The following is a 24,233-nucleotide window of genomic DNA, read 5'->3' on the forward strand; positions in this document are numbered from 1 at the left end:
CCGGCCTGGGTTTGTGATCAGTCCGTGACGCGAATCGGTCTACGTCATCACGTGCGGCGTGTTAGGCGTCGACGTCCGTCGACCTCTCGGCCGAAGTGGACGGCACGTCCAGCAGCTCGGGCGCCTGCGGCTGCCTCGGCGCCAGCTCGACCTGCGCCGGCGCGGCCAGCTCGTCGTCGGAGACGCCCAGCTCGGCCAGCTTGCGGGCGCTGACGAGCACCCGCGCCTCCAGCGACCCCACCGCCCTGTTGTACGCCGTCACCGCCCCGCTCAGCGAACTGCCGAGCTTGCCCACGTGGTCGCCCAGAGTGGACAGCCGCCCGTACAGCTCGCGGGCCAGCGAATGGACGGTGGCGGCGTTGCGCGCCAGCGCCTCCTGCCGCCACGAGTAGGCGACGGTGCGCAGCAGCGCCACCAGCGTGGCCGGCGTGGCGAGCACCACGTTGCGGGCGAACGCGTGCTCCAGCAGGGACGGGTCGCGTTGCAGCGCCACGTCGAGGAACGGGTCCGCCGGCACGAACAGCACCACGAAGTCGGGCGTCTGGTCGAACGCCGACCAGTAGGACTTGGCCGCCAGGCCGTCCACGTGCGCGCGCAGGTGCCGGGCGTGCGCGTCCAGGTGGGTGTCGCGCCCCCGCTCGTCGCGCGCCTCCATCGCGGTCAGGTACGCGTCGAACGGCGCCTTCGCGTCCACCACCACCGTCCGGCCGCCGTGCAGCCGCACCACCAGGTCGGGGCGTACCCCCTGGTGGTCGGTCGCGGCGGTGACCTGCTCGCTGAAGTCGCAGTGTTCGAGCATGCCGGCGGCCTCGACGATCCGGCGGAGCTGGTGCTCGCCCCAGCGGCCGCGCACCTGCGGCGCGCGCAGCGCGGCCACCAGCTGCTTGGTCTCGGTGCGCAGCTCGCCGGAGACCGCGCTCATGGACCGCACCTGCTCGCGCAGCTCGGCGTACGCGTCGACCCGGTCCCGCTCCAGCTCCGCCACCCGCTGCTCGTAGCGGCGCAGCGTGTCGTGCAGCGGCGCGACCGCGCGGGCCACCGCCTCCTGGGACTGCGCCGTCGCCTCGTAGCTGAGCGCCCGCATGGACTGCTCCAGCCGGCCCTCGCCGGCCTGGGTGGCGGCGAGCGTCGCCTCCAGGCGGGCGATGTCGGCCGCCGCGCGCGCCCGCGCGGCCAGCCAGCCCACCGCGCCGCCCGCGGCGAGGCAGAGCACCACCACGGCCAGCGTCGCAAAGCTCATGGCCAAGAGCTTGCCAAACGGGTACGACGAGCGCCCGGTGGGTACGTTCGAGTCATGGAGTTCGCGTTGTGGCTGGTCCTGATCCTGCTGCTCGGAGGTGCGTTCGTGTTCTGGCGGAGGGGCAGCAGATCGCGCCGGTCGAACGAGCTGGCCGACGCCCGCGCCGAGGCGCAGCGCTGGTACGAGCGGCTCGGCGGCCAGCTGATGAACCTGCACGGCGACGCCCCGGCGGTCCGGCAGGCGCTCGCCGACGCCGGTGAGCGCTACAACGCGGCCGGTTCGCAGCTGGAGCAGGCGACCACGCCGCGCCAGTTCGGGCTGGCCCGGGAGACCGCGCTGGAGGGGCTGGCGTACATCCGGGCGGCGCGGACCGCGATGGGCATCGACCCGGGCCCCGAGCTGCCGCCGCTCGCCGCCGCCCAGGGCGCCGGCGCGCTCACCAAGGAGCGCCAGGTCGACGTGCAGGGGCAGACGTTCCGGGCCGGCCCGCAGCCGGGGAACGCGACGCCCTACTACTACCCGGGTGGCCGGTTCCAGGGGCGGCCGGTGCCGGCCGGCTGGTACTCCACGCCCTGGTGGAAGACCGCTCTCGGCGCCGGCGTCGGCGTGGTCGGCGGTCTCCTGATCGCGGACGCGCTGTTCTCACCCGCGTTCGCCGACCCCGGGTACGACGCCGGCTACCAGGAGGGCTTCGGCGACGGCCAGGACTTCGGCGACCAGGGTGGCGACATGGGCGGCGGCGACACGGGCGGCGGTGGTGACTACGCCGGTGGCGACTTCGGCGGCGGGGACTTCGGTGGCTTCGGCGGCGGGGACTTCGGTGGTGACTTCGGCGGCGGCGACTTCTAGCCGGCCGCCCGGCGGGCCCCCGCTCACACGAGGGCCCCGCCCGGGGAGATCAGCCGGTGTTGCGCATGCCGGCGGCGATGCCGTTGACGGTGGTCAGCAGCGCCCGCTCCAGCGCCGTACCGTCGTTCGGGGCCCGCCGTCCACCCGGCGCGGTCGCCACCGCCCGCCCGGCGGCGCCGGATTCGCGGTACTGCCGCAGCAACGCCACCTGGAGGTGGTGCAGTGGCTCCAGGTAGGTGTCCCGCACGGCGAGCGTGCGCTGGAGCACGGGCGAGTTGTCCAGCAGCGCCGGCGACGCGGTGACCGCCAGCACCTCCTGCTTGGTCAGCTCGTACTCCTGCTCGATCTTGTCGAAGATCGGGTGCAGCTTCTTCGGCACCAGCGTCTCGACGTACCGCCGGGCGATGGTCAGGTCGGTCTTGGTCAGCATCATCTCGACGTTCGACAGGAACGTGCGGAAGAAGTGCCAGTTCCGGTTCATCTCGGCGAGCACGTCGGCCAGCCCGGCCGCCCGCGCGGCGGCCAGACCGGAGCCCACGCCGAACCAGCCCGGCACGATCTGCCGGGTCTGCGTCCAGCCGAACACCCACGGGATGGCCCGCAGGCCGGACAGGCCGGCGCCGGTGTTCGGGCGCTTCGCCGGCCGGGAGCCGATGTTCAGCGCGCCGAGCAGCTCGGTCGGCGTGGAGGCCCAGAAGTAGGCGGGCAGGTCCGGGTCCTCGACCAGCGACCGGTACGACCGGAATGCCGAGGAGGACACCACGTCCATCGCCGCGTCCCAGCGCTCCAGCATCTCGGCCGGCTGCCGGGGCGCGGTGTGCAGCAGTGTCGCCTGGAGCACCGCCGCCACTGTCAGTTCCAGGTTCTCCCGGGCCAGCGCCGGCAGCGTGTACTTGTCGGAGATGACCTCGCCCTGCTCGGTCACCTTGATCGCGCCGTCCAGCGTGCCGTACGGCTGGGCCAGGATCGCGTCGTGCGTGGGGCCGCCACCACGGCCGACGGTGCCGCCCCGGCCGTGGAACAACCGCAGGTGTACGCCATGCCGCGCGGCCACGTCCCGCAGCGCGCGCTGCGCCCGGTGGATGGACCACTGGCTGGTGGTGATGCCCGCCTCCTTGTTGGAGTCGGAGTAGCCGAGCATCACCTCCTGCACGTCGCCGCGGGCCGCCACGAGCGCCCGGTACGCGGGCAGCGACAGCAGCTCGTCCAGCAGCTCGCCGCCGGCGTTCAGCTCGGCCGGGGTCTCCAGCAGCGGCACGATGCCGATGCGGGCCCGCCCGGAGTGCACGTCCACCAGGCCGGCCTCGCGGGCCAGCACCACGGCGGCGAGCACGTCGTCCACGCCGAGCGTCATCGAGATGATGTACGACTCGATCACCTCGGGGCCGAACCGGTCCTGCGCCTCGCGGATCGCCGCGAACACGTCGAACGTCTTGCGGGCCGACTCGGTGAGCGGGCTGTCCTGGGTGGAGAGCGGCCGGCGGCCGGTCAGCTCGTCGGCGAGCAGCTTGGTGCGCTCCAGCCGGGACAGCGCCGGGTAGTCGGACACCTCGCCGACCGCCTCGTAGAGCTGGGCCAGCACCTCGTGGTGCTTCTCCGCGTGCTCCCGGATGTCCATGGTGGCCAGGTGCAGGCCGAACGCGGATACCGTACGGATGGCCGAGGCCAGCCGCCCGACGGCGGTGAGCTGGCCGGAGTTGCGGGCCAGCGACGCGCGCAGCAGTTCCAGGTCGGCGATCAGCTCGGACGAGCCCCGGTAGTCGCGTCCCGGCACGTGCGGGGTGTCGGCGCGCAGCCGCTCCCGGGTGTTGGCGAGCTTCGCCTTCACGCACCGCGCCTTGAGCCGGTACGGCTCCTCCGCGTTGACCCGGCGGAACCGGGGCGCCACCTCGGGCAGCGCGTCCAGGTCCTTGGCGAGGCTGGCGGACAGGTCGAGCGACACCGCGCGCAGCCGCCGGGACACGCTGACCTCGGTGATCAGCTCGTCCATCGCCTTCTCGGTGGCGGCGATGCCGTGCTCGTGCTGGATGCGCAGCACCTCGCGGGTGACCACCGGCGTGACGAACGGGTTGCCGTCGCGGTCGCCGCCGATCCAGGTGCCGAAGCTCAGCGGGCGGGACGTCGGCGACGTCTCCACGCCGAGCGTGCGCAGCGTGTCGGCGAGGTCGTCGAGGACCTGCGGCGCGGCCTCGGCGTACAGGTCGCGCAGGTAGTAGATCGCGTTGCGCGCCTCGTCTGTCGGATCCGGCCGGTCCAGCCGCAGCTCGTCGGTCTGCCACATGAGATCGAGCAGTTCGGCCAGGCGGCGGTTCGCCGGGCCCTCGTCGCTGGCGCCGTACAGGATCGCGTTCGCGGTCTCGGTGTCCAGCTCGTCGGCCACCGCGCGCAGCTTGGACAGGATGGACCGGCGGGCCGCCTCGGTGGGGTGGGCGGTGAAGACCGGGCGTACGGCCAGCCGGCGGGCCGCGGCGGCGATCTCCTCGGCCGGTACGCCCCGTTCGGCGATCATCTTTGCCGCCTGGTCCAGCCAGCCGCCGTGGGTGGCGCGGCGGCGGCGCAGGTCCCGGGCGCGGTGCACCTGCTCGGTGATGTTCGCCAGGTGGAAGTAGGTGGAGAAGGCACGGGCCAGCTTCGTGCCGGTGGTGACGTCGAGCCCGGCGAGGCGCTGGGCGGCGGCCGGCACGTCGGAGCGGACCTGGGCGCGGATCTCCTCGACCAGGTCGAGCAGCGGGCGGCCCTCCTGCCGGGCGAGGGTCTGCCCGAGCAGCGTGCCGAGGCGGCGGATGTCGGCCCGGAGAGCGGCGTCGGGGCCGTCGTGGTCGTGCTGGTCGGTCACGGTTGCGCTCCTTACGCGAGGACGAAGGACAGCGCTGTCCGACTCCTCTGGATGGTATCCGCGCGGCCCCGGCGGACAGGAGGGGGACGGCGTGATGATCTGCACTCTGGGACGGCCCGCCGGTCAGCCCCGCTCGACGGCGTGCCGTCCCGCCTCCGGTCGGCGGCGCGCCCGGAACATGGTCGCGGTGAGCAGGCCGGCCAGCCCGGCGACCACCCAGACCAGCAGCCCGGTCAGTGCCCAGCCGCCGCCGCGCCAGTCGAAGTAGATGGCCGACTTGAACAGGTCGGTGGCGAGGCCCGGCACGTTCCAGCGGTGCATGCCGCGCAGGAACGGCGGCAGGAACTCGGGCGCGTAGATGCCGCCGGAACCGGGGTTGCCGAGCACGACGAGCAGCAGGATCACGATGCCGGTGCCGAGCAGCCCGAGCCAGCCCTGCACGGCGGCGGCGACCATCCCGGCCGCGAACGCGGCGAGCGCGCCGACCACCGCCACCGTCGCCACCTGATCGGGGAACACGCCGAGCACCGGTCCGACCAGGATCGCCCCGATGACGCCGAGCAGGATCGCGTGCACCGCCAGCGTGGCGATCCGCAGCCCGGCCCGGCGCAGGTCGCGCGGGCTGGTGCCGAGCGAGATGCCGAGCGCCGTGGACGCCAGGTAGCCGCCGAGCACCACACCGACGGCCAGGTAGAACGGGACCAGGCCGCGCGGGTCGTCGGCGGAGACCGGCACGTCGTCGGTGACCTCCAGTGGCACCCCGGCCTGCCGGGCCGCCTCGGTGAACACGCCGGTGACGAGTTCGGTGGCGGCGGGCGCGCCCGCGCTGGCGGTGGCGAGCGTCAGGCCGCCGCCCGGGGCGGAGCTGAGCACCGCGTACACCGATCTGTCGGTGAGGCCGTCCTGGGCGGCGCCGCGGCTGTCGTACCGGACGGGTTTGATCGTGTCCGTGCGGGCGCGGACGGCGGACATCACGGCCTGGGCCTGCTGGTCGCTCGTGACGACGGCGACCGGCACGTCGCGCGGGTCCGGCTTGTGCAGCGCGCCGACGTAGGCGGCGATGAACGCGCTCGCCAGCGCGAGGGTGCCGAGGATCAGCGCCGCCGTGCGGGGCAGCCAGTCCCGGGTACGCAGCTCCGGCTCGTCGTCCACGACCTCAGCCTATTGCGGGCATATGCCCGGCTCGTGGGGTTTCGTCGGGCGAAAACCTCTGGTCCGGGCCGATAGCGTCGGGCCATGACGGTGCCTGCCTATCCCGCCAAACCGCAGCCCGGCGACCGGGTCGCGGTCGTGTCACCCTCCGCCGGCCTGCCGGGTCTCTTCCCCCACGTGTACGAGCTGGGCCTGCGCCGGCTCCGCGACGAGCTGGGGCTGGAACCGGTGGAGTATCCGACCACCCGGGTCATGGGCGCCGACCCGCGCGACCGGGCGCGTGACCTGACCGCCGCGTTCGCCGACCCGACGATCACCGCCGTGCTGGCGACGGTCGGCGGGGACGACCTGATCACCGTCACTCCGTATCTGGACGACGAGGTGCTGCGGGCCAACCCGAAGCCGTACTTCGGCTACTCGGACAACACCAACGTGCTCAACCACCTGTACCGGCTGGGCGTCGTCGGCTACCACGGCGGCTCGGTGCTCGTGCACCTCGGGCGCTCCGGGAAGCCGCACCCGCTCACGCTGGACTCGCTGCGCGCCGCGCTGTTCACCACCGGCTGGTACGAGCTGACCGCCGCGCCCGAGTGGGGCGACGAGCCGCGCGACTGGCGCGACCCGGCCACGCTGGCCGAGGAGCCGCCGATGTACCCGTCCGAGGGCTGGCGCTGGCACGGCCCGGCCGAGGTGGTGCAGGGCCGGACGTGGGGCGGCAACCTGGAGATCCTGCACTGGCTGATGGCGGCCGACCGCGTTCCGCGCGCGGCCGACCTGGCCGGCTCGGTACTGGTGCTGGAGACGTCGCAGGAGATGCCGCCCGCGCAGGAGGTCTTCCGGATCGTGCGCAACATGGGCGAGCGGGGTCTGCTCGCCGCCGTCCCGGCGATCGTGGTGGGCCGCCCCAAGGCGTGGGACTTCGACCGGCCGCACTCGGTCGCGCAGCGGCTGGCCTGGGCCGCCGACCAGCGGGGGGCGATCCTGTCGGCACTCGCGCCCTACGCCGGCGACCCGGTGGTGGTCTTCGACGTCGACCTGGGCCACACCGACCCGCAGGTGATCATCCCGTACGGCGGCGAGATCCGGGTGGACGCGGTGCAGCGACGGATCGCCGTGCGCTACTGACGCCGCACGAACACACCTGCGCCGAAGACGTCGAACTCGGCGCAGAGCTCGGTGCGCTCGGTCAACTTGTCGCGCCTCCAGCGCCTGCTCCACCGCCTCGACCCGGCAGCCTCCCTCCTGGCAGCCGCGCCGCTACTGACCGTCGCTCCATCCGGCTGGGTGGAACGTCATGGGTGTCTCCGGCCTGGTGTGGCACCCGTGGCGTTCACCCACCACCTCGGGCGGGCCGACCCGCTTCGCCGAGGTGGCGGCATCGGCGGGCGCCGGACCCCGCCACTTCGGCGCGCCGGAGTCGATCTTGCGGAGGGGGTGTGGGATCAGACGACGGCGAAGGCGCGCACCGGGAACGTGCCCATGCCGGCCACGCGCGGCGGGGCGGCGGTGAACCGGAAGCCGGTCGGCGGCAGCGCGTCCAGGCCGGTCAGGTGCTCCACGATCGGCACCCCGGCGGCCAGCAGACCGGTGTGCGCCGGGCGCTGACCCGCTGCCGCGGCCGTCATGTCGTCGATGTTGATCGAGTCGATGCCGACCAGCGCCGCGCCCGACTCGGCCAGCCACTGCGCGCCGTCACCGGTCAGGTAGGGCGCCTCCGGAGCGGCGTACGCGTCGGTGCCGAAGTGCGCGTCCCACCCGGTGTGCAGCAGCACCGCGCACCCGGCCACGTCGTACGGGGCGAGCATCAGCTTGTCCACCGCCCGCGTACCGGCCGGCACGCGTACCACCAGGCCGGGCAGGTCGGCGAGGCGGTCCAGCGGCACCCCGGTCAGGTCCGGGCCGTCGGCGAAGCGGTGCGACGGCGTGTCCACGTACGTGCCGGTGTTGGCGATCATGTCGATCCGCCCGACCTGGAACTCGACACCCGGCGCGTACCGGCTCCGGGACGCCTCCCGGGTCAGCCACTCGGTGATCGCCGGTGCGGGCCAGCCGGGCAGCGTGACCAGGCCGTCGATGATCACGTGACTCAGTTCGACGAGCTTCCGCCCGCTGCCGGCCGGGGCGGTCACCCCGCGCCCGCCCTTGTGCGGCTCCTCGACGACGGTCCGGTTGGTGATCCGTACCTCGCCGACCATGAGCAGCCCCAGGTGCCGGACCAGCAGCGTGGCCACCTCGTCGTCGGTGACGTCGGGGTGCGGCACGTCCAGCCGGAACCCGTCGGTGCGCAGACCGCCACCGTTGGAGAAAAGCACCTCGGCGTCGAAGACCGTCCGATACTCGACCATCCGCCCACCGCACCACGCCGGGTCGCAGCCGGTCAAGATCCAACATCGGGCGGGCCCGGTTCGTCGGTGGAGGGGGATAGGCTCGAACGGTGCACCCCCCGTCCGGCTGGACGCGGGGTCGTCGTCGTGTGTCGAGCCGCTGGAAGTGATCACTGATGCTCACCGGACTCTTCTCCGCCGCCCTGGCCGACCCGGGGCTGGCCCGGGCGCGTGACCTGGCGCGCTCCGGTGCCGCGCAGGTCGACGGGCTCGACCTCACCGCCCCGGCCGCGCTGCGCCCGTTCGCTGTCGCAGCGGTCGCCGCCGACGAGCCGGCCGGCGGCGCGGGCCGCCCCGTGCTCGCGGTCACCGCCACCACCCGGGAGGCCGACGACCTGGCCTCCGCGCTGGGCAGCCTCCTCCCGCCGGAGCAGGTGGCGGTCTTCCCGTCCTGGGAGACGCTGCCGCACGAGCGCCTGTCGCCCCGCTCCGACACGGTCGGGCGGCGCCTGGCCGTGCTGCGCCGGCTGGCCCACCCGGACGCCGCCGACGCGCACGGCCGCACCGGGCCGCTGCGGGTCGTCGTCGCGCCGGTCCGCTCGCTGCTCCAGCCGCAGCTCAAGGGCCTCGGCGACCTGGAGCCGGTGCAGCTCGCCGCCGGTGACGAGGCCGACCTGGAGGAGGTGGCCCGCCGGCTCATCGACATGGCGTACGCCCGGGTCGACCTGGTCACCAAGCGCGGCGAGTTCGCGGTCCGCGGCGGCATCCTGGACGTCTTCCCGCCCACCGACGAGCACCCGTCCCGGGTCGAGTTCTGGGGCGACGAGGTGGAGGAGATCCGCACCTTCGCGGTCGCCGACCAGCGCACCATCGAGGGCGTCGCGCAGCTGTGGGCGCCGCCGTGCCGGGAACTGCTGCTGACCCCGGCGGTGCGGGAGCGGGCCGCCGCGCTCGCCGCCGAGCACCCCGAGTTGGCCGAGATCCTGGACAAGCTGGCCGAGGGCATCCCGGTCGAGGGCATGGAGTCGCTCGCCCCCGCGCTGATCGGCGCCGACGCGCTGGAACTGCTCGTCGACTGCATGCCGGCCGGCACCCACGTACTCCTCTGCGACCCCGAGCGCATCCGCACCCGCGCGCACGACCTGGTCCGTACCTCGGAGGAGTTCCTCCAGGCCAGCTGGGCCGCGGCCGCCGTCGGCGGCCAGGCCCCTGTCGACCTCGGCGCCGCCGCCTTCAAGACCCTGGCCGAGGTACGCACGGCAGCCCGCGCCCTGCGCCAACCCTGGTGGACGCTCGCGCCGTTCGGCCTGGTCGAGGCGGACGCGGCACCGGCCCGGCAGCCCTGGGAGGACGAGCCGGCCGCTGTCGACGTCACCCCCGACGACGCCATCGCGGTGAGCCTGGCCGCCCAGCCGGCGCCGCTCTACCACGGCGAGACCGCCCGGGTGGTCGAGGACCTGAAGCGCTGGGCCGGCGAGGGCTGGTCGATCGCGCTCGTCTTCGAGGGGCACGGTCCCGCCCAGCGGGCCGTCGAGGTGCTCCGCGACGCCGGTCTCGGCGCCCGGCTCACCGAGGAGGTGCCCGCCGCGCCCGCGCCGGGCGAGCTGCTCGTGTCGTGCGGCTGCCTGACCGCCGGGTTCGTCGACGAGGCGTCGAAGTTCGTGCTGCTCACCGGCAACGACGTCACCGGCGGGCGGGGCACCTCCACCCGCGACATGCGCAAGATGCCCAGCCGGCGGCGCAACACCATCGACCCGCTGGAGCTGAAGGCCGGCGACCACGTCGTGCACGAGCAGCACGGCATCGGCCGGTACGTCGAGCTGGTGCAGCGCACTGTGAACGGCGCCAGCCGCGAGTACCTGGTCATCGAGTACGCGCCGAGCAAGCGCGGCCAGCCCGGCGACCGCCTCTTCGTGCCCACCGACCAGCTCGACCAGCTCTCCCGCTACGTCGGCGGCGAGCAGCCCACGCTGCACAAGATGGGCGGCTCGGACTGGCAGAAGTCCAAGGCCCGGGCCCGCAAGGCGGTCCGCGAGATCGCCGCGCAGCTCATCCAGCTCTACGCCGCGCGCAAGGCGTCGAAGGGGCACAACTTCGGCCCCGACACCCCGTGGCAGCGGGAGCTGGAGGACGCGTTCCCCTGGCAGGAGACGCCCGACCAGCTGGCCGCCATCGAGGAGGTCAAGCGGGACATGGAACAGACCGTCCCGATGGACCGGCTGATCTGCGGCGACGTCGGCTACGGCAAGACCGAGATCGCGGTACGGGCGGCGTTCAAGGCGGTGCAGGACGGCAAGCAGGTGGCCGTGCTGGTGCCGACCACGCTGCTGGTGCAGCAGCACTACAACACGTTCGCCGAGCGGATGAGCCAGTTCCCGGTGTCGATCCGGCAGCTGTCCCGGTTCCAGACCCCGAAGGAGTCCGAGCAGACGCTGGAGATGGTCGCCGCCGGCACCGTCGACATCGTCATCGGCACCCACCGGCTGCTCCAGGCGGCCACCCGGTTCAAGTCTCTCGGGCTGGTCATCATCGACGAGGAGCAGCGGTTCGGCGTCGAGCACAAGGAACACCTGAAGACGCTGCGCGCCTCGGTCGACGTGCTCGCCATGTCGGCCACCCCGATCCCGCGGACGCTGGAGATGGCGATCACCGGCATCCGGGAGATGTCCACCATCGCCACCCCGCCGGAGGAGCGGCACCCGGTGCTCACGTTCGTCGGGGCGTACGACGACCGGCAGGTGGCCGCCTCCATCCACCGTGAGCTGCTGCGCGACGGTCAGGTCTTCTACCTGCACAACCGGGTCGAGTCGATCGAGAAGACGGCCCGCAAGCTGCGGGAGCTGGTGCCGGAGGCCCGGGTCGCGGTGGCGCACGGCCAGATGGGCGAAGAGGCGCTGGAGAAGGTGATGGTCGGCTTCTGGGAGAAGGAGTTCGACGTCCTGGTCTGCACCACGATCGTCGAGTCCGGCATCGACATCCCGAACGCCAACACGCTCATCGTGGAGCGGGCCGACCTGCTCGGTCTGGCCCAGCTGCACCAGATCCGCGGCCGGGTCGGCCGGGGCCGGGAGCGGGCGTACGCGTACTTCCTCTACCCGCCGGAGAAGCCGCTCACCGAGAACGCGCACGAGCGGCTGGCGACCATCGCGCAGCACACCGAACTCGGCGCCGGCATGTACGTGGCGATGAAGGACCTGGAGATCCGCGGTGCCGGCAACCTGCTCGGCGGCGAGCAGTCCGGCCACATCGAGGGCGTCGGCTTCGACCTGTACGTCCGGATGGTCGGCGAGGCCGTCTCCGCCTTCAAGGGCGAGAGCACCGAGGAGGAGACGGAGGTCAAGGTCGACCTGCCGATCGACGCGCACCTGCCGCACGACTACGTGGCCGTGGAGCGGCTGCGCCTGGAGATGTACCGCAAGCTCGCCGAGGCCCGCGACTCCGAACGCCTGCGCGAGGTGGTCGCCGAGATGACCGACCGGTACGGCGAGCCGCCCGCGCCGGTGCAGAACCTGGTCGCGGTGGCGCGGTTCCGGCTGCTGGCCCGCCGCTACGGGCTGACCGACGTGTCGATGCAGGGCAAGCACATCCGGTTCGGCCCGCTGCCGCTGCCCGACTCGAAGCAGATGCGGCTCAAGCGCTACCACCCGGACTCGGTCTACAAGCAGGCGCTCGACCAGGTCAGCGTGCCCCGGCCGAGCACCCGGCGGATCGGCGGCGAGCCGCTGCGCGACCAGGCGCTGCTGGAGTGGTGCGGTCAACTCCTGGCCGACGTGCTGGGCAAGCCCGAGGAGTTCGCCGGTGTCGCCGGGTCCGCGGCGGGTGCGCGATGAGGTGGGCGGAGTCACAGGTCCGTACTCGGCGTGAGAGAGTGACCCACATGCGTGCTCGCCGTTCCCTCGTCGCCGTCAGCGTCGCGGCCCTCGCCGCGCTCTCTCTCGCCGCCTGTGGCCGCTCCGCCCCGGACGTCGCCGCGTACGTCGGCGACAGCCGGTACTCCGTCGACCGGGTCGACGCGATCTACGAGGACGCGCAGCGGCAGTACGCGGACGCCGTCCGCAGCCAGGCGCCGCAGACGCCGTCACCGGCGGAGCTGCGGTCCTCGGTGACCCGGCAGGACGTGCTGAACCTGCTTGTCGCGATCGACCTGGGCAAGCGCGTGGCGGCCGAGAAGGGCCTCCAGGTCACCGACCAGATCTCCCCGGAGCAGATCCAGCAGGCGCTCCGCATGCCGGCGACCACCGAGTACACGAAGCTGTGGGGCGAGTGGGTCGACCTCTCCGGCACGCTCCAGCAGAGCCTGCCCCCGGCCGACCTCAGCGACGAGTCCCTGATGGCCGTCTACCACGCCATCGAGAAGACCGGGGCGATCCAGCCGGGCCTGAGCGTCGACCAGGTCCGGCAGGCGTTCGGCGAGGCCGGGTTCGTCCGCACCGCCACCGCGCTCAGCAGCGCGCTTCAGGAGCAGGCCGACAAGTCGGACGTCCGCGTCAACCCCCGGTTCGGCGTGACCGGCGTGCCGTCGCTCGTCAACACCGGCCAGTCGTTCGTCTTCTACTCCCTGCCGTACGTCGACAAGGACGGCCCGGTCACCGACATCTCCACGCCCGAGGCGCCGGCCTCCGGCTCCCCGGCTCCCGGAGCCGTATGACCGCCCGGATCGTCCTGCTCGTCACCTCGCCCCGGCTGCCCGCCGGCCTGCTGACCTCGGCCGCCTGGGACGCCGTACGCTCCGCGCCGGTCCTCGCCGGTGCGGAGAGCGAGCTGACCCGGGCGGTCCGGACGGCCGGCGCCGAGGTGAGCGTGGTGACCGAGGGTGCGACGCAGGCGCTGCTCGACGCCGCCGCCGCGCGCGGCGGAGCGGTGTGGCTGGCCGGCCCGGCCGGCGACGAGACGCTGGCCCGTGAGCTGGGGCTGCGGCTGGCGCGCGAGCCCGGCCTGGCCGAGCTGGAGCTGATGTACGGCTCGTGGGATCCGCCCGGAGCCCGGCTGCTCGACGCGGTCGAGGTGATGGACCGGCTGGCCTCCCCTGGCGGTGATCCGTGGAAGCGGGCGCAGACCCACCGCAGCCTTGCCGGTTTCCTGCTGGAGGAGTGCTACGAGGCGTACGACGCGATCAGCGCCGACGACACCGACGCGCTCCGCGAGGAACTGGGCGACGTGCTGCTCCAGGTGCTGCTGCACGCCCGGCTGGCGGAGAACCTGCCGGAGGGCAAGAGCTGGACCGTCGACGACGTCGCGGGCACCCTGGTCGACAAGATGGTGCGGCGCAACCCGCACGTGTTCTCCGGTGAGCCGGCCGGCTCGATCGAGGAGATCGAGGCGAACTGGGAACGGATCAAGCGGGCCGAGAAGACCCGTGAGTCGGTGCTGGACGGGATCGCGCTGAGCCAGCCCGCGCTGTCGCTGGCCGCGAAGATCCTGGACCGGGCCGGGCGGGTCGGCCTCGCCGTACCGCCCCCGCTGGCCGAGTCGCAGGTGGACCCGGAGGGCCGGCTCGGCGCGAGCCTGCTGGCCACAGTCGCCGCCGCGCGGCAGGCCGGCATCGACCCCGAGGCCGCCCTGCGGCGAGCCACCTTGGCGTACGCCGAAGCAGTCAGAGCCGCCGAACGCACCCCTCCCGCCTGACCACCCTCTTCCCCCGCGATCTTGCACTTTCGGCCCGTGTGATGTCGCAAATGCCCCACTCGCCCGGGCAGCAACTGCAAGATCGCCGGGTGCCGGGTGTCCGGCCAGCCCTCGCCTGCCGAGCACCTCTCGGCGGGCGAGTTTGTGTGGCGATGGAGGGCTGAGGGGGACACAAACTCCTTGATCAACGCGAGAGCGGGCGGGAGGGCGGGGCGGGCGGGGAGGCGGCGGGCGGCGAGGCGGGAGAGTGGGCGGGGTGATCGGTAGGGTCGGGGGATGGAGTCGTTCGTGCCGCTGGCGGAGCGGATCGTGGAGGCGTTGCTGGAGAGCCGGCCCGGGCTGGCCACCTCCGTCGGGGACCACCGCTACGACGACCGGCTGCCCGATCTCTCCGCCGACGCCCTCGCCGCCGATCAGGCGATGCTCAAGGACGCGGCCGACGCGCTCGCGGAGATCGACCCGGACGCGCTCGACCCGGTGGAGAGCGTCGACCACGCGCTGCTCACCAGCCTCGTCGACCGGGGTCTGTTCGAGGCCACCGAGATCCGCGGCCACGAGTGGGATCCGCTGCGCCACAATCCGGGGCCGCTGCTGCACGCGCTGCTGGCCCGTCCCTTCGCGCCGGCCGAGGAGCGCCTGACCAGTCTCGTCGGGCGTCTGTCGGCCGTACCCGATGCGCTGTCGACGGCGCGCGCGACGCTGCGGGACATGCCGCGGGTCCACGCGGAGACGGCGGTCGGGCAGTTCGCCGGTACGGCGGCGCTGATCCGCGACGAGGTGCCCGGCCTGCTGGCCGAGGCGCCGGCGATGCGCGACCGGGTCGGCCCGGCGGCCACCGAGGCGATCGCCGCGCTGGAGGAGTTCGTGGCCTGGCTGCGGCAGGGCCTGGCCGCGGACGCCGGTCCGGGGCGTGACCCGCGGCTGGGCCGGCGGCGGTGGGAGGCGCGGCTGTGGCACACGCTCGACACCGAGCTGAGCGCCGCCGAGGTGCAGCGCCGCGCCTGGGCCAACCTCGACCGGGTCACCGAGGAGATCCGCGCGGCGTCGGTCGAGCTGGTCGGTGGTCCGGCCGACGACGAGACGGTACGCCGGGCGCTGGACCTGCTCGCCGCCGAGCACCCGGACGACGCCACGATCGTCGACCTCGCCTCGGTCACGCTCGACGAGGCGAGTGACTTCGTCCGCCACCACGACCTGGTCAGCATGGTCGGCGACCCGTGCGTGATCCAGGAGATGCCGGAGTTCGCGCGCGGCGTGGCGGTGGCCTACTGCGACTCGCCGGGCCCGCTGGAGACCGCCGACGTACCGACGTTCTACTGCATCTCGCCCACCCCGTCGGACTGGCCGGCGCAGCGGGTCGAGTCGTTCTACCGCGAGTACAACGACCACATGATCCGCAACCTGACCGTGCACGAGGCGATGCCCGGTCACTTCCTCCAGCTCGCCCACGCCCGCCGGTACGACGGCCCGACCCGGGTACGCGCGCTCACCGAGTCGGGTGTGTTCGTCGAGGGCTGGGCGGTCTACGCGGAGGAGCTGATGGCCGGGCTCGGCTTCGGCGGCCTGCCGGTGCGGTTGCAGCAGCTCAAGATGCAGCTCCGGATGACCATCAACGCGCTGCTGGACCAGCTCGTGCACTGCGACGACCTGCCCGAGTCCGAGGCGATGGCGCTGATGACCGGGCGTGGTTTCCAGGAGGAGGGCGAGGCGGCCGGCAAGTGGCGGCGGGCGCTGCTCACCTCGACGCAGCTGTCCACGTACTTCGTCGGCTACAGCGAGATGGCCGGCATCGCCGCCGCCCGGCCGGACGGGGTGCCGCTGCGGGACTGGCATGACGCCATGCTGGCGCACGACTGCCCGCCGCCGCGTCACCTGCGCACGCTGCTGGGCGTGTGAGGGTCGCCGCCGGGCGGTCCCCATCGCCGGACGGCAACCCGGCCTGCGGTCACCGCCCGGCGGCGACCGCGTCGATCAGCCAGCGCGACAGGGAGTACGCGGGCGGCAGCTCGGCGGGCAGCGCGTCCGCCCGGAACCAGCGCGCCTCGGTCAGCTCGATGCCGTCGACGACCGGTTCGGCGGCCGGGTCGGTCACCTGGGCGGTGAAACCGGCGAGCAGCGTGCCCGGCCCTGACAGCGCCCACGGCTGGCTGTCCACGTAGACCGGTCGCCGCAGCGTCAGGCCGACCTCCTCGGCGACCTCGCGGTGTACCGCCGCCTCCAGCGACTCGCCCGCCTCGACGAACCCGGCGACGAGCGCCCACAGCTGCGTCGGCCCTTGCGCGTGCCGGACCAGCAGCAGTTCGTCGGCGCCGCCGGCCGGTCCGGGGCGGGTGATCGCGGTCAGCACCGCGACGGACAGGGGCAGGAACGAGGTGAGCCCGCAGTCCGGGCAGCGCCGCGCGGTCTCGCCCGGCACGTCGGCCAGCGCGGCCCGGCACGCGCCGCACCACCTGTGGGTACGCCGCCAGGTGACCACGGCGAGCGCCCGCCCGGCGAGATCCGCGCGGGGTGCGGGCAGCTCGGCGGCGAGGCCGCGCCAGCCGCGCCACGGGCCGGGAAGCGACTCCGGATCGGTCACCTCGGCCGCCCACGCCGGGACGCCGTCGAGCGTGCCGACCGGGATCCAGGCGAGGTCGCCGGGCAGTCCGCCGATGCGCAGCGGCTGCTCGTCCGGGCCGGTCAGCAGCTTCCGCCCGGACACCGGCAGCGCCAGGTCGTCCGGCTCCGGCGGCCGCCCGTGATCGGCCACGGGCAGGAACCCGGCGCGCGGCGAGCGAACGCCGGCGGCCCGAGCCGCGGCATCGGACGCGGAACCGCCGGGCGGGGTCACGATGTGGACGGGCGGCGGTCCACCACGCCGGCGCCGTCCGGCACGGCGAACGCGGCCGCCTCGACGCTTTCGGTGTAGCGGCTCAGCGTCACCTCGGCGGGCTTGCCGTCGAGCGTGCCGGAGAAGCTCCCGAGGACGCCCTCGTTCGTCACGCAGGCGTTGAAGCGTTCCCCGTCGTGGGTGACGTCGACGCAGGTGGCGTGGCGGCCGGCGAGCGTGGTGTCGCTCTGCTCGATGACCGCGTCCGGCGCGAGCGCCGCGTCGGTGAGCAGCCGGATCACCGCGGGCGGCGTGACCAGGCCCTGCTTGCGTGCCTCGTCGTAGACGATCACCGACGGCTTCCCGGCGGTGAGCACGGGCGGCGAGACGGTGCAGGACGTACGGGCGGCGGTGCTGGCACACCGGGTCACCGACTCCTGGGTCACCGTGATCTTGCCGCCGGGCCAGGTGTACGTGGAGCGCAGCGGCTTCTTGGTCTGCGCGATCGAGGCGGTCCGGCCGCCGTCGATCTGGTAGTCGGCGGCCCAGGTCTGCTCCAGCGCCCGGTCCATCCGCGCGGCGAGGTCGTTGACCAGGTCGGCGCGACCGAGCGCGACGTTCGCGTCGTCCAGGGCCTGACAGCCGGTGACCGAGAGCGACGCGATGACCGAGGCGGCGAGCACGCGGAGAGTCGTCGAGGCGGCAGGCATGATGCCCAGCCTTGTCGATCGACGCAACGTCTCGCAAACCGGTTGCCGGTTGACGACCGGTAATCCGGGAATGTCCGTCTCAGCAAGCGCCTCGGGGGCCGCCCCGAGCGGGGTGCGGCAGGGCGGGGACCGATACGCTGCGTTCAACACCTGCCTCAGCCGCACCGTCGCGGCCCATACGGACCGGAACCACACAAACGAGGAGCGACTCAGTGGCAACCATCGAGGGAATCGTCGCCCGGGAGATCCTGGACTCGCGGGGCAACCCGACGGTCGAGGTCGAGGTCGGGCTCGACGACGGCACGATCGCCCGCGCCGCGGTGCCGTCCGGCGCCTCCACCGGCGCCTTCGAGGCGGTCGAGCTGCGCGACGGTGACAAGGATCGCTACCTGGGCAAGGGTGTCGAGAAGGCGGTCGCCAACATCGAGGACCGCATCGTCGACCAGCTCATCGGCTACGAGGCCAGCGAGCAGCGGCTGATCGACCAGAAGATGATCGACATCGACGGCTCGGACAACAAGGGCGAGCTGGGCGCGAACGCCATCCTCGGCGTGTCCCTGGCCGTGGCGAAGGCCGCCGCCGGCAGCGCCGAGCTGAGCCTGTTCCGCTACCTGGGCGGCCCGAACGCGCACCTGCTCCCGGTGCCGATGATGAACATCCTCAACGGTGGCGCGCACGCCGACTCGAACGTCGACATCCAGGAGTTCATGATCGCGCCGATCGGCGCGCCGACGTTCCGGGACGCGCTGCGCTCGGGCGCCGAGGTCTACCACGCGCTGAAGTCGGTGCTGAAGAAGAAGGACCTGTCGACCGGCCTGGGCGACGAGGGCGGCTTCGCTCCGAACCTGCCCACCAACGCCGCCGCGCTGGACCTGATCGCCGAGGCCGTGGAGAAGGCCGGCTACCGGCTCGGCACCGACATCGTCTTCGCGCTCGACGTGGCCGCCACCGAGTTCTTCGACAACGGCACCTACACGTTCGAGGGCAGCGCCAAGAGCGCCGAGGAGATGAGCAACTACTACACCAAGCTCGCCGGCGACTACCCGATCGTGTCGATCGAGGACCCGCTGGCCGAGGACGACTGGAGCGGCTGGGCCACGCTCACCGCCGCGCTCGGCGACCGCATCCAGATCGTCGGCGACGACCTGTTCGTGACCAACCCGCAGCGCATCGCCCGGGGCATCGCCGAGCAGGCCGCCAACGCGGTGCTGGTGAAGGTCAACCAGATCGGCTCGCTCACCGAGACGCTCGACGCCGTCGACCTGGCCCACCGGGCCGGCTTCAAGTGCATGATGAGCCACCGTTCCGGCGAGACCGAGGACACCACCATCGCCGACCTGGCCGTCGCCACCGGCTGCGGGCAGATCAAGACCGGCGCGCCGGCCCGCTCGGACCGGGTCGCCAAGTACAACCAGCTCCTGCGGATCGAGGAGGAGCTGGCCGACGCGGCGCGGTACGCCGGTGCCGGCGCGTTCCCGCGCTACCGTTCGGCCTGAGCGAGCGCTCCGGGGGAGGGGTGTGACGATGCAGCAGCGCCGCACACCGGGTGGCCAGCGGCCCGCCCGTCGGCCGGGTCAGCCCGGCCGGACGGGCGGTGCCCGGGTCCGGTCCACGGCCCGCGACAACGGCGTCCGCGCGGAGGCGCGCGCCGCCGGCCGGTCACCCGGCGCGTCCCGTGCCACAGACGGCGTACGCTCCGCGAGCCGCCCCGCCGCGGCCCGGCGTACCGCCGCCGGTGGCCCGGTCAAGCGGCTCACCGCACCCCAACCCCGGCGCTTCACCGGGCGCGCCACAGTGCTGTTCGCGGTGCTGATCGCGCTCGCCCTGGCGTACACCTATCCGGTCCGGGTCTACCTGGACCAGCAGGCCGACATCGAGCGGATGGAGGCGGCGCAGGCCGCCCAGCGGGCCGAGATCGAGCGGCTCACCGCCGAGGCGGCCAAGTGGCAGGATCCGGAGTACGTCAAGACGCAGGCCCGGGAGCGGTTCTTCATGGGCAAGCCGGGCGAGACGTTGCTCGTGGTGCTCTCCGACCCGGAGGGCGCCGCGAAGGACGCCGGCAAGGGCGCGAAGCCGGGGGCGCCGAAGCCGCCCGAACCCTGGTACGACACCCTGTGGTCGAGCGTGCAGGCGGCCAACGCCGACCGCGGGGACAAGTGAGCACCACACGAAAGGCACTTCCTGTGAGCGCGAGGAGTGAGCCGGGTTTGCGAGCCCCGCAGTCGCGAACGAAGGCGGCGCAGTGAGCGTCGTACCACCGCAGGAGCCGGCGGCGGACTCCGTACCCCCGCCGGAACGCCAGCCGGCCACCGAGGCCGACCTGGCCGCGGTGGCCGCGCAGCTCGGACGCCCGCCGCGCGGCACCCGCGCGGTGGCCCACAGGTGTCCCTGTGGCCTGCCCGACGTGGTGGAGACGACGCCGCGGCTGGCCGACGGCACGCCGTTCCCGACGCTGTTCTACCTGACCTGCCCGCGGGCCACGGCGGCGTGCAGCCGGCTGGAGTCGGCCGGGCTGATGAAGGAGATGGCCGAGCGGCTCGCCGAGGACCCGGAGCTGGCGGCGCGGTACCGGGCGGCGCACGAGGACTACCTGACCCGCCGGGAGGCGATCGGCGAGGTGCCGGAGATCGCGGGCATCTCGGCCGGCGGCATGCCGGGGCGGGTGAAGTGCCTGCACGTGCACCTCGGGCACGCGCTCGCCGCCGGGCCGGGGGTCAACCCGTTCGGCGACGAGACGTTGGCGCTCGTGGAGAAGTGGTGGGCGGCCGGCCCCTGCGTGGACGTGCCGCCGGCGGAGTGAGATGAGCGCCGACGAGATCACTGTGCGCCGGGCCCGCACCACCGACGTGCGCGGCATCCGGCGGCTGGTGGACACCTACACCGACGACCGGCGGCTGCTCAGCAAGGCGACGGTGACGCTGTACGAGGACGTGCAGGAGTTCCGGGTCGCGGTGACGCCGGACGGCACTGTGGTCGGCTGCGGCGCGCTGCACGTCATGTGGGAGGACCTGGCCGAGATCCGGACGGTGGCGGTCGACCCGTCCTGCCGGGGCCACAAGATCGGGCACCGGATCGTCGGCGGGCTGATCGACGCGGCGCGGGAGCTGGGCATCGCCCGGATCTTCGTGCTCACGTTCGAGACCGGCTTCTTCGGCTCGTTCGGCTTCCGCGAGATCGACGGCGCGCCCGTGCCGCAGCCGGTGTACGAGCAGCTCCTGCGCTCGTACGACGAGGGTGTGGCCGAGTTCCTGGACCTGGAACGGGTCAAGCCCAACACCTTGGGCAACACCCGCATGCTGCTGCGCCTCTGACCCTGCGCGGGCTGCCGTAGGGTGGGCGCCGTGAGTGCGCGTGTGGCCGCCATCGACTGCGGGACCAACTCGATCCGACTGCTGATCGCCGACCTGCCCGAGGCGTCGGCCGGGGAGGAGGCGGCGCCGCTGCGCGACGTCAGCCGGCGGATGGAGATCGTGCGGCTGGGGCAGGGCGTCGACCAGACCGGCATGCTCGCGCCGGAGGCGATCGAGCGGACCCGCGTGGCGCTCGCCGACTACGCGGCCGAGATCGAGAAGTCCGGCGTCGAGCGGGTACGCATGTGCGCCACCTCGGCCTCCCGCGACGCCTCCAACGCCGCCGACTTCCGCACCATGGTCGGGCGCACGCTCGGCGTACCGCCCGAGGTGGTGACCGGCGACGAAGAGGCGCGCCTGTCGTTCACCGGCGCGGTGCGCGGCCTGCCCGCCGACGCCGAGCCGCCGTACCTGGTGGTCGACATCGGCGGCGGCTCGACCGAGTTCGTCGTCGGCACCCGCGCCGACGGGGTGCGCGGCGCGATCTCGGTGGACATCGGCTGCGTCCGGATGACCGAACGCCACCTGCACGACGACCCGCCGACAGCGGCGCAGATCGCCGCCGCCGAGGCCGACATCGCCGCCGCCGTCGACCGCGCGCTCGCCGCCGTGCCCGGCCGCGAGGCCGCCACGCTGGTCGGGCTCGCCGGTTCGGTCACCACTGTGGTCGCCCTGGCGCAAGGGCTCCGGGAGTACGACCCGAGCCGCATCCACCACGCCCGGGTCTCGTACGAGCAGGTGGCCGAGGTGACCGCCGACCTGCTCGGCAAGAGCAGTGAGCAGCGGCTGGCGTACCCGGTGATGCACCCGGGGCGGGCCGACGTGATCGGCGCGGGCGCGCTGGTGCTGCGAGTGATCATGGAGCGGGCCGGGATGCCGTCGGTGGTCGCCTCCGAGCACGACATCCTCGACGGCATCGCCTGGAGCCTCGCCTAGCCCATCTTCTCGCCCGCCCCTTCGGCGGTGATCAAGGAGTTTGTGTCAGATCCGGACGCCTCCGGGTACGCAAAGTCCTTGGTCAACGAGATGGGCGGGGTTAGTCCGTCGTCAGGTCGGGGCGGTGTTCCCTGATCCACTTCTCGACGTCGGACTTCCGCCAGACCTTGCCCATCGCCAGCACGGCGATCGGCTCCGGGAAGTTGCGTTGGTTGGCGATCACGGATGCGCGCTGACGCGACACGTTGCCGAGCATCGCCCGGATCTCCGACACGCCCACCAGCTCCACACGTTGACGATGGCAGCGTCGGCGTCGCCGAACAGCGACAACTACGGAGACTATTGACGATGACAACAGGAGGCGACACGATCGGGGGATGACCGTGAGGAACTGTTCTCCCGTACCCGAGCGCGGCCGGCGGGCCGTGCTGCCGCACGTACCCATGCGGCCCCTGTGGTTGTGCCGGGCGTGCGCGGCCCCCTGGCCGTGCCAGCCGGCGCGGTTGTTGCTGCTCCTCGACTACCGGCGTGACCGCGCCGCCCTGTCGATCCACATGGCGGGCTGCCTGTTCGATGCCACCGCCGACCTGCTGCGCGCCAACCCGAATCCGGCCGACCTGTTCGAGCGTTTCATCGGGTGGACCGCCCGCCTGTAGGTGCTGTGTGATTGACGGTAGTGTGGATTGCGCACTAGTGTACGGAGCGTGGATACCACGCAGCTCCTCAAGGGCGTGCTCGACCTGGCGGTGCTTGCCGTGCTCAAGGACGAGGACGGATACGGCTACGACATCCTGCGGCGCCTGCGCGAGGCCGGCCTCACCGAGGTCGGCGACGCCTCGGTCTACGGCACCCTGCGCCGGCTGTTCGCGGCGGGCCTGCTCACCACGTACGTGGTGCCGAGCGAGTCCGGGCCGCACCGCAAGTACTACTCGCTCAACGCCGCCGGGCGTGACCAGCTCACCCGCTCCGGCAAGACCTGGCGCTCGTTCGCCACCACCATGGACGCACTGCTCGACGATCGGGGGATGGCGGCATGACCGTCACTGGGCAGGAGATCACGGACTACGTCGACCGGGTACGCGCGGCGCTCGCCGACCTGCCGCCCGGCGTCCGCGACGAGCTGACCGAGGACCTGCCGGAACACCTCGCCGAAGTGGCCGCCGAGGGCGATGGCGCGCTCGTGGACCGGCTGGGCACCCCCGAGGCGTACGCGGCCGAGCTGCGTGCCGCCGCCGGCGCCGGGGAGGGGCGGCGACCGGCGCGCTTCCACCGGCTGGCCGAGGCGCGGGAGCAGGCGGCCACGCAGATCCGCCTGCTGGATCGTCAGCTCGGCCCGGTGCTCGGGCACGAGACGGTCAGCGACTTCCTGCGTCCGCTGCGCCCGGCCTGGTGGCTGCTCCGCGGCTGGCTGGCCGCCCTGCTGATCAGCGTGATGGTGGACGGTGGCCGGCCCGGTCTGCTGCCCCGGCCGAACGACAACGCCTCTGCCGGCCTGCTGCTGCTCATCGGCGCGGTGGTCGCGTCACTGTGGCTCGGCCGCCGTTCCGCGGGCTTCACCGGCTGGCCGCGCCGCCTGCACCGGCTGGGTACGGCCGGGCTGCTGCTCTTCGGCTTCGCGGTGCTCGTCGATGTGGACCGGAACGCCAGTTCCGACGTCTACAGCGGCTACGAGCAGACGTCTGTGGACCGGCGGTACGACCGGATCGAGGACGTTTTCGTCTACGACCAGCAGGGGCGGCTGATCCGCGACGCGCAGCTGTTCGACCAGAACGGCGTGCCGATCCGGCTCGGCTGGCCGAACTGCCTCGACTCGTCCGGCGCCGTGCCCGCACCCCGCAACGCCTACCCGTACTGCCCGGAGCTGGCACCGTTCGGCGCACCGGCCTCCCCGTCGATCGCCCCGCCCGCACCCGCACCCACAGGCAGCGCCACCCCGACCGCGCCCACCTCGACCGCGCCCAGCACCAGCGCTTCCCCGGAACCCACGTCAACGCGCTAGAGCGCGCGCGATCCCGCGAGATCTTGGTACGAAACGGCCCCCATAGGGGCCGGAATCCTCCAAGATCTCGCGGGATCCGCTGTCAGGCGATGGCGGCGATGTCACCGTCGTCGAAGTAGATCGCCTGGTGGAGCCGGCCACCCAGCGCTGCGGCGAATCGGGCCACCACCTCCTGGCCGGAGATCTTTCCCTGCTCGATCTGGGAGACCCGTCCCTTGGTGACGCCCATCCGGTCGGCGACCTGCTGCTGGGTCAATCCGCGGGCTCGCCGTACCTCCGCGAGGCGATGGCCGACGACCTCGGCGAGGAGTTCCTGCTTACCCGCATCGACCGCCTCTTCCCCGCCGGCCCGGGCGACGTGGTCGGCGCGGATGTCCTGCCACCGGGAGTAGTCGCTCATGCC

At 73.2% G+C, this 24,233-nt stretch carries 22 protein-coding genes; 14 read left to right on the top strand and 8 right to left on the bottom strand.

The window, feature by feature from the left end; translation table 11 throughout:
• Nucleotides 1–61 precede the first annotated feature (61 nt).
• Nucleotides 62–1,240, bottom strand: a complete 1,179-nt coding sequence (locus tag CLT75_RS29165) for a DNA recombination protein RmuC (protein WP_135243348.1) — start codon at nucleotides 1,238–1,240, stop codon at nucleotides 62–64.
• Nucleotides 1,241–1,294: 54 nt separating this feature from the next.
• Between CLT75_RS29165 and CLT75_RS29170 the strand changes: the two genes are divergently transcribed.
• On the top strand, nucleotides 1,295–2,089 hold the full coding sequence (locus CLT75_RS29170) for a hypothetical protein (RefSeq protein ID WP_135243349.1): 795 nt from the start codon (nucleotides 1,295–1,297) through the stop codon (nucleotides 2,087–2,089).
• A 49-nt stretch (nucleotides 2,090–2,138) separates the two neighbouring features.
• Here the strand turns inward: CLT75_RS29170 and ppc are convergent, their stop codons facing one another.
• Both ppc and CLT75_RS29180 read right to left on the bottom strand, forming a co-directional pair.
• Nucleotides 2,139–4,925, bottom strand: coding sequence for a phosphoenolpyruvate carboxylase (gene ppc, locus CLT75_RS29175; protein ID WP_135243350.1), 2,787 nt, complete (start codon nucleotides 4,923–4,925; stop codon nucleotides 2,139–2,141).
• A gap of 123 nt (nucleotides 4,926–5,048) precedes the next feature.
• The gene (locus tag CLT75_RS29180; RefSeq protein WP_135243351.1) at nucleotides 5,049–6,077 is read right to left on the bottom strand and encodes a YhgE/Pip domain-containing protein; all 1,029 of its coding nucleotides are present in this window, start codon (nucleotides 6,075–6,077) and stop codon (nucleotides 5,049–5,051) included.
• 84 nt (nucleotides 6,078–6,161) lie between these two features.
• Between CLT75_RS29180 and CLT75_RS29185 the strand changes: the two genes are divergently transcribed.
• A complete protein-coding gene (locus CLT75_RS29185; RefSeq protein ID WP_135243352.1) occupies nucleotides 6,162–7,202 on the top strand; it encodes a S66 family peptidase in 1,041 nt (346 codons plus the stop codon).
• Nucleotides 7,203–7,519: 317 nt separating this feature from the next.
• Here CLT75_RS29185 and CLT75_RS29190 read toward each other — a convergent pair whose 3' ends face one another.
• Nucleotides 7,520–8,422 (bottom strand): cyclase family protein, encoded by a 903-nt coding sequence (locus CLT75_RS29190; protein ID WP_135243353.1) that lies wholly within the window; start codon nucleotides 8,420–8,422, stop codon nucleotides 7,520–7,522.
• A 155-nt stretch (nucleotides 8,423–8,577) separates the two neighbouring features.
• Between CLT75_RS29190 and mfd the strand changes: the two genes are divergently transcribed.
• The 4 genes from mfd to CLT75_RS29210 all read left to right on the top strand — a co-directional run bounded on the left by mfd (nucleotide 8,578) and on the right by CLT75_RS29210 (nucleotide 15,922).
• Entirely contained in the window at nucleotides 8,578–12,231 is a 3,654-nt protein-coding gene (mfd, locus tag CLT75_RS29195; protein ID WP_135243354.1) for a transcription-repair coupling factor, read from the top strand.
• A 47-nt stretch (nucleotides 12,232–12,278) separates the two neighbouring features.
• The gene (locus tag CLT75_RS29200; protein WP_135243355.1) at nucleotides 12,279–13,049 is read left to right on the top strand and encodes a hypothetical protein; all 771 of its coding nucleotides are present in this window, start codon (nucleotides 12,279–12,281) and stop codon (nucleotides 13,047–13,049) included.
• Nucleotides 13,046–14,026, top strand: a complete 981-nt coding sequence (locus CLT75_RS29205; RefSeq protein ID WP_135243356.1) for a nucleoside triphosphate pyrophosphohydrolase — start codon at nucleotides 13,046–13,048, stop codon at nucleotides 14,024–14,026. The genes CLT75_RS29200 and CLT75_RS29205 overlap by 4 nt, the downstream gene beginning before the upstream one ends.
• A gap of 276 nt (nucleotides 14,027–14,302) precedes the next feature.
• Nucleotides 14,303–15,922: a DUF885 domain-containing protein gene (locus tag CLT75_RS29210; RefSeq protein ID WP_135243357.1), complete on the top strand. Its 1,620-nt coding sequence runs from the start codon at nucleotides 14,303–14,305 to the stop codon at nucleotides 15,920–15,922.
• A 49-nt stretch (nucleotides 15,923–15,971) separates the two neighbouring features.
• Here the strand turns inward: CLT75_RS29210 and CLT75_RS29215 are convergent, their stop codons facing one another.
• Both CLT75_RS29215 and CLT75_RS29220 read right to left on the bottom strand, forming a co-directional pair.
• Nucleotides 15,972–16,775 carry an NAD(+) diphosphatase gene (locus CLT75_RS29215; protein ID WP_486485295.1) on the bottom strand — a complete coding sequence of 268 codons (804 nt, stop codon included), beginning with the start codon at nucleotides 16,773–16,775 and terminating at the stop codon, nucleotides 15,972–15,974.
• A gap of 77 nt (nucleotides 16,776–16,852) precedes the next feature.
• Nucleotides 16,853–17,545, bottom strand: coding sequence for a hypothetical protein (locus tag CLT75_RS29220; RefSeq protein ID WP_135243358.1), 693 nt, complete (start codon nucleotides 17,543–17,545; stop codon nucleotides 16,853–16,855).
• A gap of 212 nt (nucleotides 17,546–17,757) precedes the next feature.
• On the opposite strand from CLT75_RS29220, the gene eno reads away from it, so the two are divergent.
• From eno to CLT75_RS29245, 5 genes are all read left to right on the top strand, one after another.
• Nucleotides 17,758–19,041, top strand: coding sequence for a phosphopyruvate hydratase (eno, locus tag CLT75_RS29225; RefSeq protein WP_013284093.1), 1,284 nt, complete (start codon nucleotides 17,758–17,760; stop codon nucleotides 19,039–19,041).
• 28 nt (nucleotides 19,042–19,069) lie between these two features.
• Entirely contained in the window at nucleotides 19,070–19,705 is a 636-nt protein-coding gene (locus CLT75_RS29230) for a septum formation initiator family protein (RefSeq protein WP_135243359.1), read from the top strand.
• An 82-nt stretch (nucleotides 19,706–19,787) separates the two neighbouring features.
• Nucleotides 19,788–20,345: a DUF501 domain-containing protein gene (locus tag CLT75_RS29235; RefSeq protein ID WP_135243360.1), complete on the top strand. Its 558-nt coding sequence runs from the start codon at nucleotides 19,788–19,790 to the stop codon at nucleotides 20,343–20,345.
• A gap of 1 nt (nucleotide 20,346) precedes the next feature.
• A complete protein-coding gene (locus tag CLT75_RS29240; RefSeq protein ID WP_135243361.1) occupies nucleotides 20,347–20,856 on the top strand; it encodes an amino-acid N-acetyltransferase in 510 nt (169 codons plus the stop codon).
• 42 nt (nucleotides 20,857–20,898) lie between these two features.
• Nucleotides 20,899–21,831, top strand: a complete 933-nt coding sequence (locus CLT75_RS29245; protein WP_135244179.1) for a Ppx/GppA phosphatase family protein — start codon at nucleotides 20,899–20,901, stop codon at nucleotides 21,829–21,831.
• A gap of 100 nt (nucleotides 21,832–21,931) precedes the next feature.
• On the opposite strand, the gene CLT75_RS29250 is transcribed toward CLT75_RS29245, so the two are convergent.
• Nucleotides 21,932–22,120: a hypothetical protein gene (locus tag CLT75_RS29250; protein WP_198937417.1), complete on the bottom strand. Its 189-nt coding sequence runs from the start codon at nucleotides 22,118–22,120 to the stop codon at nucleotides 21,932–21,934.
• An 88-nt stretch (nucleotides 22,121–22,208) separates the two neighbouring features.
• Between CLT75_RS29250 and CLT75_RS29255 the strand changes: the two genes are divergently transcribed.
• From CLT75_RS29255 to CLT75_RS29265, 3 genes are read left to right on the top strand one after another with little or no spacing between them, the layout of a single operon-like run.
• Nucleotides 22,209–22,487, top strand: a complete 279-nt coding sequence (locus CLT75_RS29255; RefSeq protein WP_135243362.1) for a hypothetical protein — start codon at nucleotides 22,209–22,211, stop codon at nucleotides 22,485–22,487.
• Between the two features lie 48 nt (nucleotides 22,488–22,535).
• Nucleotides 22,536–22,868 carry a PadR family transcriptional regulator gene (locus CLT75_RS29260; protein WP_030271259.1) on the top strand — a complete coding sequence of 111 codons (333 nt, stop codon included), beginning with the start codon at nucleotides 22,536–22,538 and terminating at the stop codon, nucleotides 22,866–22,868.
• A complete protein-coding gene (locus tag CLT75_RS29265) occupies nucleotides 22,865–23,830 on the top strand; it encodes an HAAS signaling domain-containing protein (protein ID WP_135243363.1) in 966 nt (321 codons plus the stop codon). The genes CLT75_RS29260 and CLT75_RS29265 overlap by 4 nt, the downstream gene beginning before the upstream one ends.
• Nucleotides 23,831–23,912: 82 nt before the next feature.
• On the opposite strand, the gene CLT75_RS29270 is transcribed toward CLT75_RS29265, so the two are convergent.
• On the bottom strand, nucleotides 23,913–24,230 hold the full coding sequence (locus tag CLT75_RS29270) for a helix-turn-helix domain-containing protein (RefSeq protein WP_135244180.1): 318 nt from the start codon (nucleotides 24,228–24,230) through the stop codon (nucleotides 23,913–23,915).
• Between the last annotated feature and the right edge of the window lie 3 nt (nucleotides 24,231–24,233).

It is taken from the genome of Micromonospora sp. CNZ285, assembly GCF_004637285.1.

Excerpts from the sequence above, each read along its gene's own strand:
- CLT75_RS29165 (WP_135243348.1), bottom strand. The coding sequence starts at position 1,240 with ATGAGCTTTGCGACGCTGGCCGTGGTGGTGCTCTGCCTCGCCGCGGGC.
- CLT75_RS29170 (WP_135243349.1), top strand. The coding sequence starts at position 1,295 with ATGGAGTTCGCGTTGTGGCTGGTCCTGATCCTGCTGCTCGGAGGTGCG.
- CLT75_RS29185 (WP_135243352.1), top strand. The coding sequence starts at position 6,162 with ATGACGGTGCCTGCCTATCCCGCCAAACCGCAGCCCGGCGACCGGGTC.
- CLT75_RS29190 (WP_135243353.1), bottom strand. The coding sequence starts at position 8,422 with ATGGTCGAGTATCGGACGGTCTTCGACGCCGAGGTGCTTTTCTCCAAC.
- mfd (WP_135243354.1), top strand. The coding sequence starts at position 8,578 with ATGCTCACCGGACTCTTCTCCGCCGCCCTGGCCGACCCGGGGCTGGCC.
- CLT75_RS29200 (WP_135243355.1), top strand. The coding sequence starts at position 12,279 with ATGCGTGCTCGCCGTTCCCTCGTCGCCGTCAGCGTCGCGGCCCTCGCC.
- CLT75_RS29205 (WP_135243356.1), top strand. The coding sequence starts at position 13,046 with ATGACCGCCCGGATCGTCCTGCTCGTCACCTCGCCCCGGCTGCCCGCC.
- CLT75_RS29210 (WP_135243357.1), top strand. The coding sequence starts at position 14,303 with ATGGAGTCGTTCGTGCCGCTGGCGGAGCGGATCGTGGAGGCGTTGCTG.
- CLT75_RS29220 (WP_135243358.1), bottom strand. The coding sequence starts at position 17,545 with ATGCCTGCCGCCTCGACGACTCTCCGCGTGCTCGCCGCCTCGGTCATC.
- CLT75_RS29230 (WP_135243359.1), top strand. The coding sequence starts at position 19,070 with ATGCAGCAGCGCCGCACACCGGGTGGCCAGCGGCCCGCCCGTCGGCCG.
- CLT75_RS29240 (WP_135243361.1), top strand. The coding sequence starts at position 20,347 with ATGAGCGCCGACGAGATCACTGTGCGCCGGGCCCGCACCACCGACGTG.
- CLT75_RS29255 (WP_135243362.1), top strand. The coding sequence starts at position 22,209 with ATGACCGTGAGGAACTGTTCTCCCGTACCCGAGCGCGGCCGGCGGGCC.
- CLT75_RS29265 (WP_135243363.1), top strand. The coding sequence starts at position 22,865 with ATGACCGTCACTGGGCAGGAGATCACGGACTACGTCGACCGGGTACGC.
- CLT75_RS29270 (WP_135244180.1), bottom strand. The coding sequence starts at position 24,230 with ATGAGCGACTACTCCCGGTGGCAGGACATCCGCGCCGACCACGTCGCC.